Source organism: Streptomyces sp. NPDC008317 (genome assembly GCF_042955955.1).
In the GTDB taxonomy this organism is placed as follows: Bacteria; Actinomycetota; Actinomycetes; order Streptomycetales; family Streptomycetaceae; genus Actinacidiphila.
Map to the genome: position 1 here is coordinate 162615 of NZ_JBIBFQ010000006.1, position 16904 is coordinate 179518.

The 16904-nt window shown below is 72.4% G+C and carries 14 protein-coding genes; 8 read left to right on the plus strand and 6 right to left on the minus strand.

What is annotated here, in order from left to right:
• Positions 1 to 92: 92 nt before the first annotated feature.
• Positions 93 to 1784, minus strand: coding sequence for an FAD-binding dehydrogenase (locus ACFY9V_RS20870; protein ID WP_391162333.1), 1692 nt, complete (start codon positions 1782 to 1784; stop codon positions 93 to 95).
• 183 nt (positions 1785 to 1967) lie between these two features.
• Here ACFY9V_RS20870 and gltX point away from each other — a divergent pair, with 183 nt between their 5' ends.
• Both gltX and ACFY9V_RS20880 read left to right on the plus strand, forming a co-directional pair.
• Entirely contained in the window at positions 1968 to 3353 is a 1386-nt protein-coding gene (gltX, locus tag ACFY9V_RS20875; protein ID WP_391162559.1) for a glutamate--tRNA ligase, read from the plus strand.
• An 87-nt stretch (positions 3354 to 3440) separates the two neighbouring features.
• The gene (locus tag ACFY9V_RS20880; RefSeq protein ID WP_391162334.1) at positions 3441 to 4109 is read left to right on the plus strand and encodes a hypothetical protein; all 669 of its coding nucleotides are present in this window, start codon (positions 3441 to 3443) and stop codon (positions 4107 to 4109) included.
• 128 nt (positions 4110 to 4237) lie between these two features.
• Here ACFY9V_RS20880 and ACFY9V_RS20885 read toward each other — a convergent pair whose 3' ends face one another.
• Complete coding sequence (locus tag ACFY9V_RS20885; protein WP_391162335.1) at positions 4238 to 4663, minus strand: ATP-binding protein; 426 nt, start codon at positions 4661 to 4663, stop codon at positions 4238 to 4240.
• 185 nt (positions 4664 to 4848) lie between these two features.
• On the opposite strand from ACFY9V_RS20885, the gene ACFY9V_RS20890 reads away from it, so the two are divergent.
• From ACFY9V_RS20890 to ACFY9V_RS20900, 3 genes are all read left to right on the plus strand, one after another.
• Positions 4849 to 5958, plus strand: a complete 1110-nt coding sequence (locus tag ACFY9V_RS20890) for a helix-turn-helix domain-containing protein (RefSeq protein WP_391162337.1) — start codon at positions 4849 to 4851, stop codon at positions 5956 to 5958.
• A complete protein-coding gene (locus tag ACFY9V_RS20895; protein WP_391162561.1) occupies positions 5955 to 6644 on the plus strand; it encodes an ElyC/SanA/YdcF family protein in 690 nt (229 codons plus the stop codon). Before ACFY9V_RS20890 ends, ACFY9V_RS20895 begins: the two co-directional genes overlap by 4 nt.
• 270 nt (positions 6645 to 6914) lie before the next feature.
• Positions 6915 to 10751, plus strand: coding sequence for a S41 family peptidase (locus ACFY9V_RS20900; RefSeq protein WP_391162339.1), 3837 nt, complete (start codon positions 6915 to 6917; stop codon positions 10749 to 10751).
• Between the two features lie 126 nt (positions 10752 to 10877).
• Here ACFY9V_RS20900 and ACFY9V_RS20905 read toward each other — a convergent pair whose 3' ends face one another.
• From ACFY9V_RS20905 to ACFY9V_RS20920, 4 genes are all read right to left on the minus strand, one after another.
• Positions 10878 to 11114 carry a hypothetical protein gene (locus tag ACFY9V_RS20905; RefSeq protein WP_355337909.1) on the minus strand — a complete coding sequence of 79 codons (237 nt, stop codon included), beginning with the start codon at positions 11112 to 11114 and terminating at the stop codon, positions 10878 to 10880.
• 123 nt (positions 11115 to 11237) lie between these two features.
• Positions 11238 to 12158, minus strand: coding sequence for a short-chain dehydrogenase/reductase (locus ACFY9V_RS20910; RefSeq protein WP_391043422.1), 921 nt, complete (start codon positions 12156 to 12158; stop codon positions 11238 to 11240).
• Complete coding sequence (locus ACFY9V_RS20915) at positions 12155 to 13285, minus strand: alpha/beta fold hydrolase (RefSeq protein ID WP_391162341.1); 1131 nt, start codon at positions 13283 to 13285, stop codon at positions 12155 to 12157. Before ACFY9V_RS20915 ends, ACFY9V_RS20910 begins: the two co-directional genes overlap by 4 nt.
• Entirely contained in the window at positions 13282 to 14784 is a 1503-nt protein-coding gene (locus ACFY9V_RS20920; protein ID WP_391162343.1) for an NAD(P)-binding domain-containing protein, read from the minus strand. The genes ACFY9V_RS20915 and ACFY9V_RS20920 overlap by 4 nt, the downstream gene beginning before the upstream one ends.
• A 461-nt stretch (positions 14785 to 15245) precedes the next feature.
• On the opposite strand from ACFY9V_RS20920, the gene ACFY9V_RS20925 reads away from it, so the two are divergent.
• The 3 genes from ACFY9V_RS20925 to ACFY9V_RS20935 all read left to right on the plus strand — a co-directional run bounded on the left by ACFY9V_RS20925 (position 15246) and on the right by ACFY9V_RS20935 (position 16842).
• Positions 15246 to 16124 carry a MerR family transcriptional regulator gene (locus ACFY9V_RS20925; protein ID WP_391162562.1) on the plus strand — a complete coding sequence of 293 codons (879 nt, stop codon included), beginning with the start codon at positions 15246 to 15248 and terminating at the stop codon, positions 16122 to 16124.
• 182 nt (positions 16125 to 16306) lie between these two features.
• Positions 16307 to 16516, plus strand: coding sequence for a DUF2630 family protein (locus ACFY9V_RS20930; protein ID WP_391043593.1), 210 nt, complete (start codon positions 16307 to 16309; stop codon positions 16514 to 16516).
• Positions 16513 to 16842 (plus strand): GNAT family N-acetyltransferase, encoded by a 330-nt coding sequence (locus tag ACFY9V_RS20935; protein WP_355337894.1) that lies wholly within the window; start codon positions 16513 to 16515, stop codon positions 16840 to 16842. The genes ACFY9V_RS20930 and ACFY9V_RS20935 overlap by 4 nt, the downstream gene beginning before the upstream one ends.
• Positions 16843 to 16904 lie beyond the last annotated feature (62 nt).

Here is a 16904-nt window from a genome sequence, read left to right on the forward strand (position 1 = left end):
CATGACGGTTGGCGGACCCGCCCGGACGGGCGGCCGGGTGCCGGGGCACGGAGGGAGCGCCGGGGGCGGAACCCCCGGCGCCCGCTCGCGCGTTATGCCGTCGCGGCCGCGGCGGCCCGCCCCGCCGCGCGCCCGGAGAAGATGCAGCCGCCGAGGAACGTCCCTTCCAGCGACCGGTATCCGTGCATCCCGCCGCCGCCGAATCCCGCGGCCTCGCCCGCCGCGTAGAGCCCGCTGAGCACCTCGCCGCGACCGGCCGCGCCGCCGTCCTCCGCGCCTTCCGACCCGCCGCGCAGGACGCGCCCTTCGAGGTCGGTCTCCAGGCCGCCGAGCGACTTCCGGGTCAGGATGTTGAGCCGCACGGCGATCAGCGGCCCCGCCTTCGGGTCGAGCAGCCGGTGCGGCGACGCGGTGCGAATGAGCTTGTCGCCGAGGTAGTTGCGGGCCCCGCGAATGGCGGTGACCTGCAAGTCCTTGGTGTACGTGTTCGCGATCTCGCGGTCGCGCGCCTCGACTTCGCGCCGTACGACCGCCTCGTCGACCAGCCCCTCGCCCGTCACGGCGTTCATCCCCCGCACCAGGGCGCCGAGGTCCTTCTCCACCACGAAGTCGACGCCGTGCTGCTTGAACGCCTCGACCGGCCCCGGCGCCCCCGGCAGCGCGCGCTTGAGCACGTCGCGCACGCTCTTCCCGGTCAGGTCCGGATTCTGCTCGGAGCCCGACAGCGCGAATTCCTTCTCGATGATCTTCTGGGTGAGGACGAACCAGGTGTACTCGTGGCCCGTCCCCATGATGTGCTCCAGGGTGCCGAGCGTGTCGAAACCGGGGAAGTACGGGACCGGCAGCCGCTTGCCGGTGGCGTCCAGCCACAGCGACGAAGGGCCGGGCAGGATACGGATGCCGTGGCGGGCCCAGATCGGGTTCCAGTTCTCGATGCCCTCGGTGTAGTGCCACATCCGGTCACCATTGATCAACCTTCCGCCCGCCGCCTCTGTGATGCCGAGCATCAGGCCGTCCACGTGCGCGGGAACGCCGGAGAGCAGTTTGCCGGGCGGGGTGCCGAGCCGCTTGGGCCAGGCGGCCCGTACGAGATCGTGGTTGCCGCCGATGCCTCCGCTTGTGACGACCACGGCCTGCGCGCGCAGTTCGAACGCGCCCGCCGTCTCCCGCGAACTGGCCTCGCCGCGCGCCACGTCGCTGGCCACCAGGACCTCGCCGGTCACACCGTCCACGGCGTCGCCGGTACGGGTCAGGCCGGTCACCCGGTGCCGGAAGCGCAGTTCGACCCGCCCGCGCGCGACCTCGTCGCGCACCCGCTGCGCGAAGGGCGCGACGACGCCGGGCCCGGTGCCCCAGGTGATGTGGAAGCGCGGCACGGAGTTGCCGGGGCCGGTGGCCAGGAAGCCGCCGCGCTCGGCCCAGCCGACCACCGGGAAGAAGCGCATGCCGCGCTGGTGCAGCCAGGCCCGCTTCTCGCCCGCGGCGAAGTGCACGTACGCCTCGGCCCAGCGGCGCGGCCAGTAGTCCTCGGGCCGGTCGAAGCCGGCCGTGCCGAGCCAGTCCTGGAGCGCGAGGTCGGGCGTGTCCTTGATCCGCATCCGGCGCTGCTCGGGCGAGTCGACGAAGAAGAGCCCGCCGAAGGACCAGAACGCCTGGCCCCCGAGGGACGCCTCGGGCTCCTGGTCGACCAGGATCACCTTCCGTCCGGCCTCCGCCAGCTCGACCGTGGCCACCAGACCGGCCAGCCCCGCGCCCACCACCACGACATCCGCGTCCAGCGCCATCCGACCGCTCCTTACTCGCCAGTAGTCAACGTAGTGACGAGCACGTTACGCGAGCGGCGGGCGCGGGTCAGCGGCATCGGGACCCCGCATAATCCGAGGCGCGGGGCGCCGACCCGGCTCGGTAGGATTCACGCCATGTCTGATGCCCCGCTCCGCGTCCGTTTCGCCCCCTCCCCGACCGGTATGTTCCATGTCGGCGGCGCCCGTTCCGCCCTCTACAACTGGGCGGTCGCCCGACAGTCGGGCGGCACCTTCGTCCTGCGCATCGAGGACACCGACGCGGCGCGCAACAAGCCCGAATGGATCGACGGCATCATCAGCGCGCTCGCCGCCATCGGCATCAGCGGCGCCGACCCCGCCTTCGAGGGCCCGTACTTCCAGTCGCACAACGCCGACCGGCACCGCGAAGCCGCCTCCCGGCTCCAGATCGAGGGGCGCGCGTACTACTGCGACTGCACGCGCGACATGCTCAAGGAGCGCACCGGCTCCGAACACCTCGGCTACGACGGCTTCTGCCGCGAGCGCGGGCTGGCGTACGAGCCGGGGCGGGCGATGCGCTTCCGCACGCCGGACGAGGGCGAGACGGTCGTGGTCGACCTGATCCGCGGCGAACCCGCCTTCCCCAACAGCTCCATCGAGGACTTCGTCATCGCCCGCGGCGACGGCTCCCCGGTCTTCCTGCTCGCCAACGTCGTGGACGACCTCGACGAGCGCGTCACGCAGGTCATCCGCGGCGAGGAGCACCTGTCCAACACGCCCAAGCAGCAGCTCCTCTGGGAGGCGCTGGGCGCCACCCCGCCCACCTGGGCGCACCTGCCGGTGATCGTCAACGAGAAGCGGCAGAAGCTCTCCAAGCGCCGCGACAAGGTCGCCCTCGAGGACTACCTCGCCGAGGGCTACCTGCCCGAGGCCATGGTCAACTACCTGATGCTGCTGGGCTGGGGCCCCGGCGACGACCGCGAGATCCTGCCCTACGAGGAGCTGGAGCGGCTCTTCCGCATCGAGGACGTCATCGGCTCGTCGGCCTTCTTCGACGTCAAGAAGCTCACCGCCTTCAACGGCGAGTACATCCGCGCCCTGTCCCCCGCCGCCTTCGTCAGCGCGTGCGCGCCGTGGCTGACCGCCCCGCACGCCACCTGGGACCCGCTGTCGTACGACGAGGCCGTCTTCGAGACCGTCGCGCCGCTCGCCCAGACCCGGATCGCCCTGCTGTCCGAGATCACGTCGTACGTCGACTTCCTCTTCCTCGACGAGCCGGTGCGCGACGACGCGTCGTGGTCCAAGGCGATGAAGGCGGGCGCGGCGGATCTTCTGCGCGACGCAACCAATGAACTGGGCGCGCTTCCCGACTGGTCGGCCGAGCCCCTGAAGGCGGCCCTGGAGTCCATCGCCGCCGCCCACGGCCTCAAGCTCGGCAAGGCCCAGGCGCCCGTCCGCGTCGCCGTCATGGGCCGCACCGTCGGGCTGCCGCTCTTCGAGTCGCTCGAAGCCCTCGGCCGCGAGCGCGCGCTGGCCCGCCTGGAGGCCGCCCGCACCCGGCTGGAGTCGGAGACGCCCGCCGAGTCGTAAGACCCGCCACCCTGGCGCGGCGGGTCTTACACCGCCGCGCCGGACCCGGCATCGGGACCGGCCGCCGGACGGCGTACGGTCGCCGCCGTGACCGTTTACGACACCGCCCGGCGGCTCCCCGCCATCCCCGTGCTCCGTGACCACTGCCGCGCGCTGGCCATGCTGGAGGCGATACTCAGCCCGTCGTGGGAGAGCCGCTTCTACTCCTTCGACGCGCACTGGTCGGACGTCGAGGAGATGGCCTCCATGAGCAACGGCTCGGGCGACGAATACTCCATCGTCTTCTCCCCCCTCGGCGCCTACGTCCGCGGCTTCGCCCACGAGTCCCGGATGAGCCCCTACGTCGAGGACGGCCCCTGGCCCGGTGTCCTCGACGACGTGCCCGCCGTCTTCCGCCCCTGCGTCGAAGAGCCCGCCTTCAGCGACGAGGACGGCATGCCCGTCGTCACCGCCTGCCTCTGGCGGCAGGCCGCCGACACCGCGTGGCGGACCGGCGGCGCCATCGAGTTCCCCGACGCGCCCGACGGCGACCCCGACGGCGCCGGGCTCCTCTTCCCGCTGCTCACCGACCGCGACGCCGACGCCTACCGCGCCTTCGCCGAGGACTACTACGAGGTCCCGGTCGCCGCCGCTCCCGTCCACCACGTCCTCGCCCTGCGCCCGCTGACCGCCGAGGTCGTCACCACGCTCAACCCCGACCTCACGCTCCCCGAACTGGCCGACGACATCGCGGCCATCGGCTACCCGCGGCCGTAGCCGTAGCCATTGCCCCACCACCTGACTACGTACGGCCGTCCGCGCCGCTCTCCGGGGCGGCGTGGGCCACGCCCGCGCGGTAGGCGATGCCGACGAACTGCGCCCGGCCTCGACGGGGTCTTCCCGCATCACCCCTCCCCGCCCGCGGGCCCCGAAGCCACCCCCTTGAACCGCGCCCACACCACCTTCCCGAACGGCTCCCGCCCCTCGACCCCCCACCCGTCCGCGACCGCCGCGACGATCAACAGCCCCCGCCCCCGTACATCCGCCGCACCGGGCTCGCACACCCGCGGCCTCCGCTCCCCCTCCTCGTCACGACTGTCATGCACCTCCAGCCGTACGCACCCGTCCTCCACCACCACCCGCACCAAAAACCCGTGCCCCCGCCGCGTCCCGTGCGCCAACGCGTTCGACGCCAACTCCGATACGCACAACCGCACGTCGTCAACGACAGGCGACAACCCCCATGCCCTCAGGGCCCCTGCGGCGAATTCGCGCGCCAGCCCGACCGATTCGCGTTTCGCGTCGAAGAACTTCTGTGCTGACTCGGCCATGGCGGACCTCACGGTTCAGGTGGTGACGGGAAGTACGGTCGACGCGTGGACCGGGAGGCCGCGCCGTATCCGATCCTGGGCGGGCCGCGATCTCCGCGAAATGTCTTCCTGTTGCACTTCCGTCGTACTTCCGTCCCCCTGTACACCTGCGCCGTGCTTCCATGGCGGGAAGAAGGGAGTGACGTGTGGCGACGGTGCACCACTGGACCGGGCTTGAGGCCCGAGCCCTGCGTAGCGCTTTACGGTTGAGCGTCCGCGCTTTCGCCGAACATCTGGGCGTCGGGATTCGCACGGTCTCCAAGTGGGAGAAGCTGCTCACCGAGACGGAACCTCGCCCCGACACCCAGGCCATTCTCGACACCGCCCTTGCCCGCGCGAGCGCCGACGCCCATGCGCGCTTCGCGAGGAATCTCTCGGATGCCGTGACGACACGTTCACAACGGCACACACCGCCCGCCGTGCCGCAAGCGTGGGAGTACGAGTCGTGGGCCGATGATCTCGACCGGGTCATCATCGCGTTGTCGCATCAGGATTTCGCCGTCGCCGGGAATCTGCTCCATCGCCGGCTGGACCACTTCGTGGAAGGTGAGGCGAATGACCGAGGGCTGTATCTGTTTGCCCGGTCCACCGCCCTGCTCGGCGACCTGCGACGCGACCGGGGAGTTCTGTGGGGACCGCTGTCGGCCCGTCACGCGTACAGCATCGCGAACGGTCTGTTCTCCGGGCTCGATATCCCACGACGTCTGGCACAGACCGAGTTGTCGCTCGCGCTCGTGGACGAGATGTCGGGGAAGGTCGAGCAGGCCAGCCGGACGTACGAGCGGCTGACGTGCGACGGGCGCCTCAGCGGACGCGACCGGTCCCGGTCCCGGCTGTGGCTGGGCAGGTCGGCCAGCAAACTCGGTGACAACGACCGCGCCGTGAAGGTCATGACGGAGGCCGCCCGTGAATTCGAGGACCTCGCTGAACCCGGCGACTGGTCGGTGGCCCACCAGAAGATCGCACTCGCCCACCGCGCGAAGGGCGGTCTCACGAAGGCGCTGCGGCACATCGACATCGCGCGATCCGGCGGAAGCGGTGACTCCCCCTTGCAGCGCGTGCGGTTGAGCACCGCGCACGGGCACGTCCTCATGTCCGACCCGAACACCCGCGACAGCGGTCTGGCCATACTCAACGAGGCGGCGGAGGTGGCCGGCCGTTACGGCTTGGGACACCAACTACGTAGCATCGAGGGAATCCGGCGGTCGGAGGACGTCGTGCCGAACGTTGTGCCGCCACGGTCCCCGTGGCAATGAAACCGGGAGTACGTGTGCCGGAGCGCGAGCCGCGCGCCATCACCGATGGGCAGTGGAGCGACGCCAAGCTGATGTGGGACTTCCATCTGCTGAGGCACGAACCCCGTCCGTGCGACGCGGCGATCGGTCTCGGCAGTCATGACCTCGGGGTGGCGACACGCGCGGCCGAGCTCTACGGGGAAGGGCTGTTTCCCGTCGTCGTATTCAGCGGCGGGAACAGCCCCACGACAGTCGCACGTTTCCCGCGCGGGGAGGCCGTCCACTACCGGGAGCACGCCGTCGGCCTCGGTGTACCGGACGACGCGATCCTCGTGGAGCCCAGGGCCGGGAACACCGGCCAGAACATCACCTTTTCGCGTGAGGTACTGGCAGCCGCCGGATTCAGCCCAAAGACGGTTCTGCTGATCTGCAAGCCGTACGCGGAACGCCGCTCGTATGCCACGACCAGGAAACTCTGGCCCGAGGTGGACGTGCTGTGCGCCTCGGAACGTCTGGAATTCGACGACTATCTGAAGAGCATCGGCGACGACAAACTCGTCGTCGACATGATCGTCGGAGACATGCAGCGGGTGATCGAATACCCGAAGCTCGGATTCGCTGTCGCCCAGCACGTCCCGCGGAACGTACGCACCGCATACGAACGACTGATCGCCGCCGGATTCGTCAGCCGCCTGGCGCGCGTCTGAGCGGACGGAGAGGACGCGCGGCGACCGGACCGCACGTGGGGTCCGGGATCCTGGATGTCCACGGCGCGGTATTCGACGAGTCGACGCCGGAGCTGCTGTCCGCCGCATCGCACCTGCTGGCGGTGGGGACCGCCTGACGCCGCCGTCTGGCCAAGGTCTGTGGGACGGGGTCCCCCGGGGCTCCCGGGGCGGGGCGCATGGGCGGCGGACGGGGGCGAGGCGGGGGCGCAAGGTGGCGAAAAGTTGCCGGGGGTTTCCGGGGGCCGAACCATGGGAGGGGTGAGCGACGGCGCGTACCTCCGATTCCCGCATCTCCACGGCGACCTGCTCAGCTTCGCCGCCGAGGACGACATCTGGGTGGCCCCGCTGGGGGCGGCCGGGGGGTCGCCCGGGCGGGCGTGGCGGGTGACGGCGGACCGGACGCGGGTGGGGCCGCCGCGGCTGTCGCCCGACGGTTCGACCATCGCGTTCACGACCTGGCGGAGCCTGGACCCCGAGGTGTATCTGGTCCCGACGGACGGCGGGGAGTCGCGGCGGCTGACGTATTGGGGCAGCTCCGACACGCGGGTGTGCTCGTGGACGCCGGACGGCCAGGTGCTGGCGGTGTCGTCGCACGGGCAGCCGTTCGCGTACCACACGTGGGCGCACAGCGTGCCGGTGGACGGCGGGCCCGGCGGGCCGCTGCCGTGGGGGCCGGTGTCGGACATCGCGGTGTGCGACGAGAACGGGGAGCCGGGTGAGCGCCGCACCCTGCTGTTGACGGGGACGCCGCCGCACGAGCCGCACGCGTGGAAGCGGTACCGCGGCGGCGCGACGGGGCGGCTGTGGCTGCACGGCGAGCGGCTGGTTCCGGACATCGACGGTCACCTGGCGTCGCCGATGTTCGTGTCGGGCCGGATCGCCTTCCTCTCCGACCACGAGGGCATCGGCAATCTGTACTCGTGCCACCCGGACGGTACGGATCTGCGGCGGCACACCGACCACGCCGAGTTCTACGCCCGCAGCGCCGCCACCGACGGCCGGCGGGTGGTGTACCAGTGCGCGGGCGAGCTGTGGCTGGTGGAGGACCTGGCGGCGCCCGACGCCCGGCCGCGCCGCCTGGACATCCGGCTGGGCGGCGCGAGGAGCGGGCAGCGCCCGTACCAGGTGCCCGCGGCCTCGAATCTGGACAGCCTGGCCATGGACGGTACGGGCCGGGCCAGCGCCGTCTGCGTACGCGGCAGCCTCTACTGGCTCACGCACCGCGACGGCCCGGCCCGGACGATCGCCGACGAGCCCGGCGCGCGGGTCCGGCTGCCGGAGATGCTCGGCGACACCGGTCTGGTCGCCTTCGTCACGGACGCGGAGGGCGAGGACGGGATCGAGCTGGCGCACCTGCCGGGGCGGGCGTCGCGGACGGCGATCCGCGGCGGCGCGCGGGATTCCGCAGCGGCGGACGCGAAGGCGCAGGTGACGGAGGCGGAGGACGTCACCGAGGTGACGGAGGAGCTGACCGATGTGGTGCCGGTCGCGGGTGGCGGCAAGGCGGACGGCGGGGCAGGCGGTGGGGCAGGCGACGGCGGCACAGCAAGCGGAGGCAAGGCCGGTGGCGGGGTGGGCGGCGGGAGCAAGGCCGGTGGCGGCAAGGGCGGCGCGGACGTCAGCCGTTCGAGCACGGTCTACACGGACCCCGCGGCCGGCCGCGGCAAGGGCGAAGGCCCCACCCGTACCCCCGGCTCGGACGGCCAATCGCCCGACACCGATGTGTACACGGACGACGACGTCACCGGCGGCGGCCACGAGCCGGACCGCCCCACCCGCCTCGCCGTCGGCAAGCTCGGCCGCGTCCTGGAGCTGGTCTCCTCCCCCGACGGCGGCACGCTGGCCGTCGCCACGAACGACGGCCGCCTGCTGCTGGTGACGACCGGCGAGGCGGAGGACGACTCGGACGGTGACGAGGGCGATGACCCGTACGGCCTAGGCGACGACGTACGGGCCGACGTACGCGACGTGCGCGAGATGGGCAATGCGGGCGACGAGCCCGGCGGGGCGGGTGACGGCACGCGAAACGGCGTGCGCCGCGTACCGCTGGACGATCACACAACCGACGGCCGCACCATGGCGGGCGCTGTCGACGAGCTGATCCGTTCCACCAACGGCCCCGTCCGCGACCTGGCCTTCTCCCCCGACTCGGCGTGGCTGACCTGGTCGCACCCCGGTATCGGCCGCAGTCTGCGCTCGGTGAAGATCGCCCGCTTGTCGGACCAGTCGATCATCGACGTCACCAACGGCCGCTTCGAGGACGAGCAGCCCGTCTTCACCCGCGACGGCCGCTACCTCGCGTTCCTGTCGTGGCGCGGCTTCGACCCGGTGTACGACGTTCATACCGGCGACCTGTCGTTCCCGCTCGGCTGCCGCCCGTATCTGGTGCCGCTGAACTCGGCGACGCCGTCACCCTTCGCGCTGCCGGTCGACGGCCGTCCCATCGGCGGCGGTCTCGACCCGGGCGAGAGCGGCGGCGGCGACGGCCCGGTGGTCGTCGAGGTGGAGGGCCTGGCGAACCGGGTGACGCCCTTCCCCGTCCCCGCGTCGAAGTACTCGGCGCTGGAGCCCGTGCACAACGGCCTGGTCTGGCTGCGCTGGCCGATCTCCGGCGCGCTCGGCGAGACCTTCGCCAACCCCACCGACCCCTCCGCCCGCCCGACGCTGGAGTACTACAACCTGACCAAGTCCAAGCGGACCGAATTGGTCCACCACATGGACTGGTACGCGGTCAGCGGCGACGGCCAGCGCCTGGCGGTCTTCGACGAGGGCGAGTTGGCCGTCCTGCCCGCCACCGAACGCGGCGACGACGACTCGACGGTCTATGTCGACATGCGCCGCATCCTGCACGAGGTGGACCCGACGGCCGAGTGGCGGCAGTCGTACGCGGAGGCCGGGCGGCTGATCCGCGACTACTTCTGGGCGCCCGACATGTGCGGCGTCGACTGGCCCGCGATCCTCGACCAGTACCGCCCGCTGGTCGAACGCGTCGCCACGCCCGACGAGTTCGCCGACCTGCTGCGCGAAGTCCTCGGCGAACTGGGCACGTCGCACGCGTACGTCGCCCCCGCCCGCCGCAACGAGGGCCCGCCGCACTACCAGCGCCCCATCGGCCTGCTCGGCGCCGACTTCCAGCACGGCAAGGACGGCACGTGGTCTGTCGTACGGATCCTGCCGGGCGAGTCGTCGGACTCCAAGGCCCGTTCGCCGCTGGCCGGTACGGGCATCCGCGAGGGCGCGGTGCTCACCCACATCGACGGGCGGCCGGTCGACCCGGACGCGGGACCGTATCCGCTGCTGGCCGGCGCGGGCGGCACCACCGTCGAGCTGACCTTCGTCGGACCGGGCCGCCGCGGCGCGCCCCGCCGCGTCGCCGTCGTCCCGCTGATCGACGAACGCCCGCTGCGCTACCAGCACTGGGTGGCCAAACGCCGTTCGGTCGTACGGCAGTTGAGCGGCGGCCGGTGCGGTTATCTGCACATCCCCGACATGGGCGGCTCCGGCTGGGCGCAGTTCAACCGCGACCTGCGGATGGAAGTCGCCTACGACGCCCTGCTCGTGGACGTCCGCGGCAACGCGGGCGGTCACATCAGCGAACTGGTCATCGAGAAGCTGACCCGCACCATCCTCGGCTGGGACCTCACCCGCAACGCGCAGCCGGTCTCCTACACCGGCAACGCCCCGCGCGGCCCGGTCGTCGCCATCGCCGACGAAGCGACGTCGTCCGACGGCGACATGATCACCGCCGCCTTCAAACTCCTCGGCATAGGACCGGTCGTCGGCTCCCGCACCTGGGGCGGCGTCGTCGGCATGACCGGCCGCCACCGCCTCGGCGACGGCACCGTCATCACCGTCCCCATGAACGCCGCCTGGTTCGACGCGTACGGCTGGTCCGTCGAGAACCACGGCGTCGACCCCGACATCGACGCCCTCCGCACCCCGCTGGACTGGGCCGAGGGCCGCCACGGCCAGATGGACGTCGCGGTCCGCACCGCCCTCGCCCTCCTGGCCGAACACCCCGCCGCCACCCCGCCCGACCTCACCACCCGCCCCAACCGCCAACGCCCCCCACTCCCCCCGCGCTGAACACACCGCGAAACGGGCGGGGCGGACAGAAACGGGCGCGGCGGACAGGAGAACGGGCCGCGGGCACAAGGGAGAAGGGGCACCCCCGAGGGGGTGCCCCTTCTTTGTCACGGTGTTCGCGTGACGTCAGGCCCAGTCGTCCTGGTCCGCGTCGCTCGACTCGGAGCCGAGGCGGTCCTGCGACGGGTCCTCGACGTCGGAGCGACGGTCCCGCTGCCCCTGGTCCTGCTGGGTGCCGCGCTGCATGTTGTCGCGCGCGTCGTCCGCGGACTCGGCCGCCTTGTCGCGCTGGTCGCCGGCCGCGCCCTTGGCCTTGTCGGCGAACTCGCTGGCCTTGTCCTTGAACTGGTCGAAAGCGCCCATGATCACTCCTCCTGGAGTCTGTGGGGATGGGGCCTCGACCAGACTTACACGGGTGCGCGAAGTGCGCATCTCGGGACGAAAAGCCCAGCGCGGCAAGGGCTTTGGGATCACGGAGCGTGAGGCTCAGGCGTTCGGTCCCGTGGTCGCGCCGGCCGAGCGGGCCGTCTCGTCGGCGGCGCCGCCCCGGCCGACGAGGCCGCGGTGGATACCGGCCGCGCGGGCGAGGGCGGGTTCGACCTGCCGCATCTGCCGCTGCCCGAGGGCGCCGCCGATGACGGACGGGAGATAGCCGCGGATGGACTGCATGCCGCGCAGCCACGCCTGCCCGTAGACGTGCGGGGAGCGGCGCACGATCCCGGCGGCGATACGGTCGACGGCGGGTTCGAGCGGATAGGTGCGGTTGGTGGGCCAGGGCAGCTTGGAGCGCAGGCCGCGCAGGACGTCGTCCTCGTCGGCGCCGCGCACCATGTCGGTGTCGGTCCAGCTCAGGTAGCCGACGCCGACCTTGACACCCTTGTGGCCCACCTCCCCGCGCAGGCAGTGCGCGAAGGCCTCGACGCCCGACTTGCTCGCGCAGTACGCGGCCATCAGCGGCGCCGGGGTCAGCGCGGCCAGCGAGGCGATCTGGAGGAGATAGCCGCGCGACCGCAGCAGCGCGGGCAGGAAGGCGCGGGCGGTGGTGATGCTGCCCAGCAGATTGACCTGGATGACGCGGTCGAACGCCTCGGGGTCGGAGTCGAGGAAGGGGCCGCCGGTGGCCACCCCGGCGTTGGCGACGACGACGTCGACCCGGCCGAAGCGCTCGGCGACCTCCTCGGCCACCGCCGCCATCGCGGCCCGGTCGGTGACATCGGCGGTCCACCAGCCCGCCCGCGCCCCGATCGACTCGGCGACCTTCTTCAGCTCGTCCGGCTCCAGGCCGACCAGCGCCAGCGTCGCCCCGCGCGCGGCGAGCTTGCGCGCCAGCAGCGCCCCCACCCCGCGCGCGGCCCCCGTGACCACCACGACCTGCCCGTCGAGCGAGCTGTCCGTACGGCTGCTCATGCGCTCTTCTCCTCTGTCCGTGTGTCGGTGACCGGGTCAGTAAGTGTGCCGGTACCTGTGCCGGTACGCGTGTCGGTGCGCGGGTCGGTGCGCGGGTCGTCCACCGCGCGCGCGTCGCCGGACGCGGCGCCCACCCGCAGATGGGCCGCGGCCAGCTTCCGTACCACCGCGACCACCGCGTCCGCGTCCTCGATCGGGGTCATGTGGCCGAGCCCGGGCAGCTCGATCAGGTCGGTGCAGTTCGGCAGGGCGGCGGCCATGCCGCGCGCGTGCACCGGAGGGGTGAGCTTGTCGGCGGTGCCGACCAGCACGGCCGTGGGCGCGGTGAGCGCGGCCAGTTCCGCGTCGAGGTCGAGCGCGGCGAGCACCCGTCCCCACTCGGAGCGCTGCCGCGCACCGCAGGCGTGCACGATACGGGCGGAGAAGGCCACCTGCTCGCGGGTCGAACCGGACGCCAGCACGCCGTACTTGAGCGCCGCGCGCGAGACCGGGGTGACCGGTCCAAGCGGCAGCCGGGATACGAGGAGCTGCCGGTGGAAGGCCCGCCGGACGCGCCGGGAGCTGAAGCGGGGCGGCAGCACCTGGGTCGAGCCGAGCAGGCGGGCGCTGCCGGTGCTGGTCATGAGGACGGCGGCCGTACGCTCCTGGACGGCGGTACGCCCGGAGGCCGCCATGATCGTCATACTGCCCATGGAGTGGCCGACCAGCACGGCCTTCTCACCGTCGTAGCCGTCACCGGTGCCGTCGCCAGCGCCAATTCGGTCACCAGCGCCGCCGCCGTCTCCGTCAGCGGCTCCGAGAGCGCCGGCTCCCGAAGCGCCCCCCGGCAGCACAGCCGTCACCACCGCCTCCAGATCGTCGGCGAGCTGCGTCGTCCCGTACCCCGCCCGCGACCGCGGCGACGCGCTGCGCCCGTGCCCGCGCTGGTCGTACGCGATGACCCGGAAGTCGGCGGCGAGCGCACGGACGACCGGGGCCCAGAAGAGGGTGGAGCAGGTCCAGCCGTGGGCGAGGACGAGCGGCGGGCCGTCCGCGCGGCCGTACTCCTCGACGTGGATCCGGGTGCCGTCGGCGGAGACGACGGTCAGCTCGCGGCGGGCGCGTACCACCTCGTAGGGCACCGTCATGACACGGCCTCCACAGCCTCGCGCCGGCCCGCGACCGGGGCCAGCACCTCGTATTCGGAGAGCTTCAACTGCCGGGTGGCGCGCCGGAATTCGGCGGTGGTGCCGGGCCAGGCGGTGGTGTTGCGCCCGTTCGCGTCGAGATACCAGCTCTTGCAGCCGCCGGTGTTCCAGACCGTACGGGCGGCGCGGCGCTGCATCTCCTCGTTCCAGGCGGTGACGGCCTCGGGCCTGGCCTGGAGGGCGGCGGCGCCGGTGGCGTCGAGGGTGCGCATGAAGTCGGCGACGTAGTTCAGCGACGACTCGATCATCAGGATCATCGAGCTGTTACCGAGGCCGGTGTTGGGGCCGATGATGAACAGGAGGTTGGGGAAGCCGTCGACCGCGCAGCCGCGCAGCGCGGCCATGCCGTCCTTCCAGTGCTCGGCGAGCGTGCGGCCGTCCGCGCCGATCACCCGGTCGCCGATCGGCATGTCGGTGACGTGGAAGCCGGTGCCGAAGACGATCGCGTCCACCTCGCGCTCGGTGCCGTCGGCGGTGACGATCGTCGAGCCGCGGACCTCGCTGAGCGCGGAGGTGACGACCTCGGTGTTGGGCTGCGCGAGCGCCGGATAGTAGGTGTTGGACAGCAGGATGCGCTTGCAGCCGATGGTGTAGTCGGGGGTGAGGCGGGCGCGCAGCTCCGGGTCCTTCACCGACCGCTTCAGGTGGTTGGCCGCGATCCGCTCGGCGGCCTTGAGCAGCTTCGGGTGCCGTACGAAGGCGCCGACCTGGAACTCCCTGATCAGCCAGAGCAGGCCGCGGCGCGCCTTGGCGGTGGCCGGGACCTTGCCGTGCAGCCAGCGCTCGGCGGCGCTGACCCCGCGGTCGACGCGCGGCATCACCCACGGCGGGGTGCGCTGCACGACGGTCAGCCGCGCGACCTCCGGCTGGATGGACGGCACGATCTGGATCGCGGACGCGCCCGTGCCGACCATGGCGACGCGCTTGCCCTTGAGGTCGAAGTCGTGGTCCCAGCGCGAGGAGTGGAAGACGCGCCCGGGGAAGTCCTCGATCCCGGGGATGTCGGGGATCTTCGGGTCGGACAGCGGCCCGGTCGCGGAGACGACGACATCGGCGGTCAGCTCGCCCGCCGCGGTCGTCAGGTGCCAGCGGTTGGCCTCGCCGTCCCAGCGGGCCTGCCGCACCTCGGCGCCGAACCGCAGGTGCGGGCGGAGCCCGAAGGTGTCGGTGACCCGCTCCAGATACGCCCGGATGTGCTCCTGCCCGGAGAAGGCGCGCGGCCAGTCGGGGTTGGGCGCGAAGGAGAACGAGTACAGGTGCGACGGCACGTCGCAGGCGCAGCCCGGATAGCTGTTGTCGCGCCAGGTCCCGCCGACCGAGTCCGCGCGCTCCAGAATCACGAAGTCCGTGATGCCCTCGCGCCGCAGCCGTACCGCGGCCCCCAGCCCGCCGAACCCGGACCCGATCACCGCCACCCGCACGTGTTCGAGCTCGTCCATGGCACCGCCTTCCGCCGAATTGTGCCCCCGTCGATCATGCCAGCAATCACTGGCACGGTTCGGACTGTAGACCATGCCGGGTTACCTCCGGTAGGGGTAGGGGCGGAAGTCGTCCGTACGTGGAGCGCGGAGTGGGGCGTGGGGTCCCGGACGACGGGGCGCGCGGTGGCGGACGACGGGCGCGCGGTGGGGCGTACGGGCCAGGACACGGGGCGTACGGCGGGGGCGTACGCGTCCGGGCGGCGGGGCGCGCGACGGAGCGTACGGGTCCGGACACGGGGGCGTACGGCCGGGCGCGCGGCGGCGGATGTCACGACGGAATACCTGCCCAGGGGCGGGGTCGGACAGCCCCGAACAGCACATAGGCTGGCCGCGTGGACGACAACGGAAGCGGCGGCGCGGGGGACCACGGCGCGGGCGACGGCTCCGGCAGCGGCTCAGCGGCCGAGCGCGAGTACCGCGTGGAGGAGCTGGCCAAGGCGGCCGGTATCCCCGTCAGGACGCTGCGGTTCTACCGTGAGCGGCGGCTGCTCCCGCCACCGCGCCGGGACGGCCGGATCGCCTGGTACTCCGAGGCCCACCTCGCCCGGCTGCGGACCATCGCGGGGCTGCTGGAGCGCGGCCACACCCTCGGCGGCATCGCCGAACTGATCGGCGCGTGGGAGAACGGCCGCACGCTCGGCGGCGTCGCCGAACTGCTCGGCCTGGAGGGCGCGCTCACCGCGCCTTGGTCCGAGGAGACCCCGGTCCGCCTCACCCCCGAGGAGCTGGCCGACTACTTCGGCGAGGACGTCACCCCGGAGAATCTGACGACGGCCCTCGACATCGGCTACATCGGCGTCGACGGCGAGAACGTCATCCACATCAGCCGCCGCCTGCTCGACGCCTCCGCCGCCCTCGTCCACGAGGGCGTGCCGCTGGCCGCCGTCCTCGCCGCCGGACGCGGCGTACGCGCCCACACCGACGCGCTCGCCGACCTCTTCACCCAGGTCATCCGCACCCACGTCATCGGGCCCATGGACGACCTCCCGGCCGCCGAGGCCCACCGCATAGCCGAGTCCCTGCAACGCCTGCGGCCCCTCGCCAAGAACATCGTCGACGCCGAGATGGGGCTCGCGATGGAGCGGCGGGTACGGGCCGAGATCGACGCCTGGCTGCGGCAGCAGGCGGAGCGGGCGGAGGGCGGCGCGGACTGCGGTACGGACGGCGGTACGGACGGCGGGACGGAAGCCGGTACGGACGGCGGTACGGAAGCCGACGCGGAAGCCGGTGTGGACGGCAGTACGGACGGCGGTACGAAAATCGGTACGGACCCGGCCGAACCCACCGCCGACGCCTGACGTACGCACCGCGCCCGACGTACCGGCCGCGTCTGACCCGTCACATCACCCCGCACATCGCGAGCGCGCCGCCGCACGACCTGCGAGAGTGGACCACAAGGCCGTACCGACCCGGGAGGCGCCCCGTGCAACAGCCCAACGACTCCTCGGCAGACCAGGCCATTCTGGGCCGGATCAGCGCGATGGTCGCGGACGAGAAGGCGCTGCGCGATCTGCTCGCCGCAGGCAGCATCGACGGCGCGACGGAACAGGAGCGGCTCGCCGCCCTGGAGCGCGAGCTCGACCAGTGCTGGGACCTGCTGCGGCAGCGCCGCGCCCTGACCGACGCGGGCGAGGACCCCGGCGACGCGAAGGTCCGCCCGGCCTCCACCGTCGAGAACTACCGCTCATGAGCGACGGCGCCGCCTCCGTCCACGGTGACGTCACGGTCACCGACGCGCCCGAGAGCAAGCGGTACGAGGCACGTATCGGCGACGACATCGCCGGGGTGGCCGCGTATCTGCGGACCCCGGACATGATCGCGTTCATCCACACCGAGGTGAAGGACGCCTACGAGGGCCGCGGCGTCGGCTCCGCGCTCGCCCGCACCGCCCTGGACGCCGCCCGCGCGCAGGGCCTGCGGGTCCTGGCGATCTGCCCGTTCTTCGAGGGCTGGCTCGGCAAGCACCCGGAGTACGCGGATCTGCTCTACGTACCGGCGAGCAACGTCTCCGACTGAGCCCCCGTACGTACGGGCGTCCCCAACCCGCCCGCACCGACCGCCCCCGCACCGCACGCGCC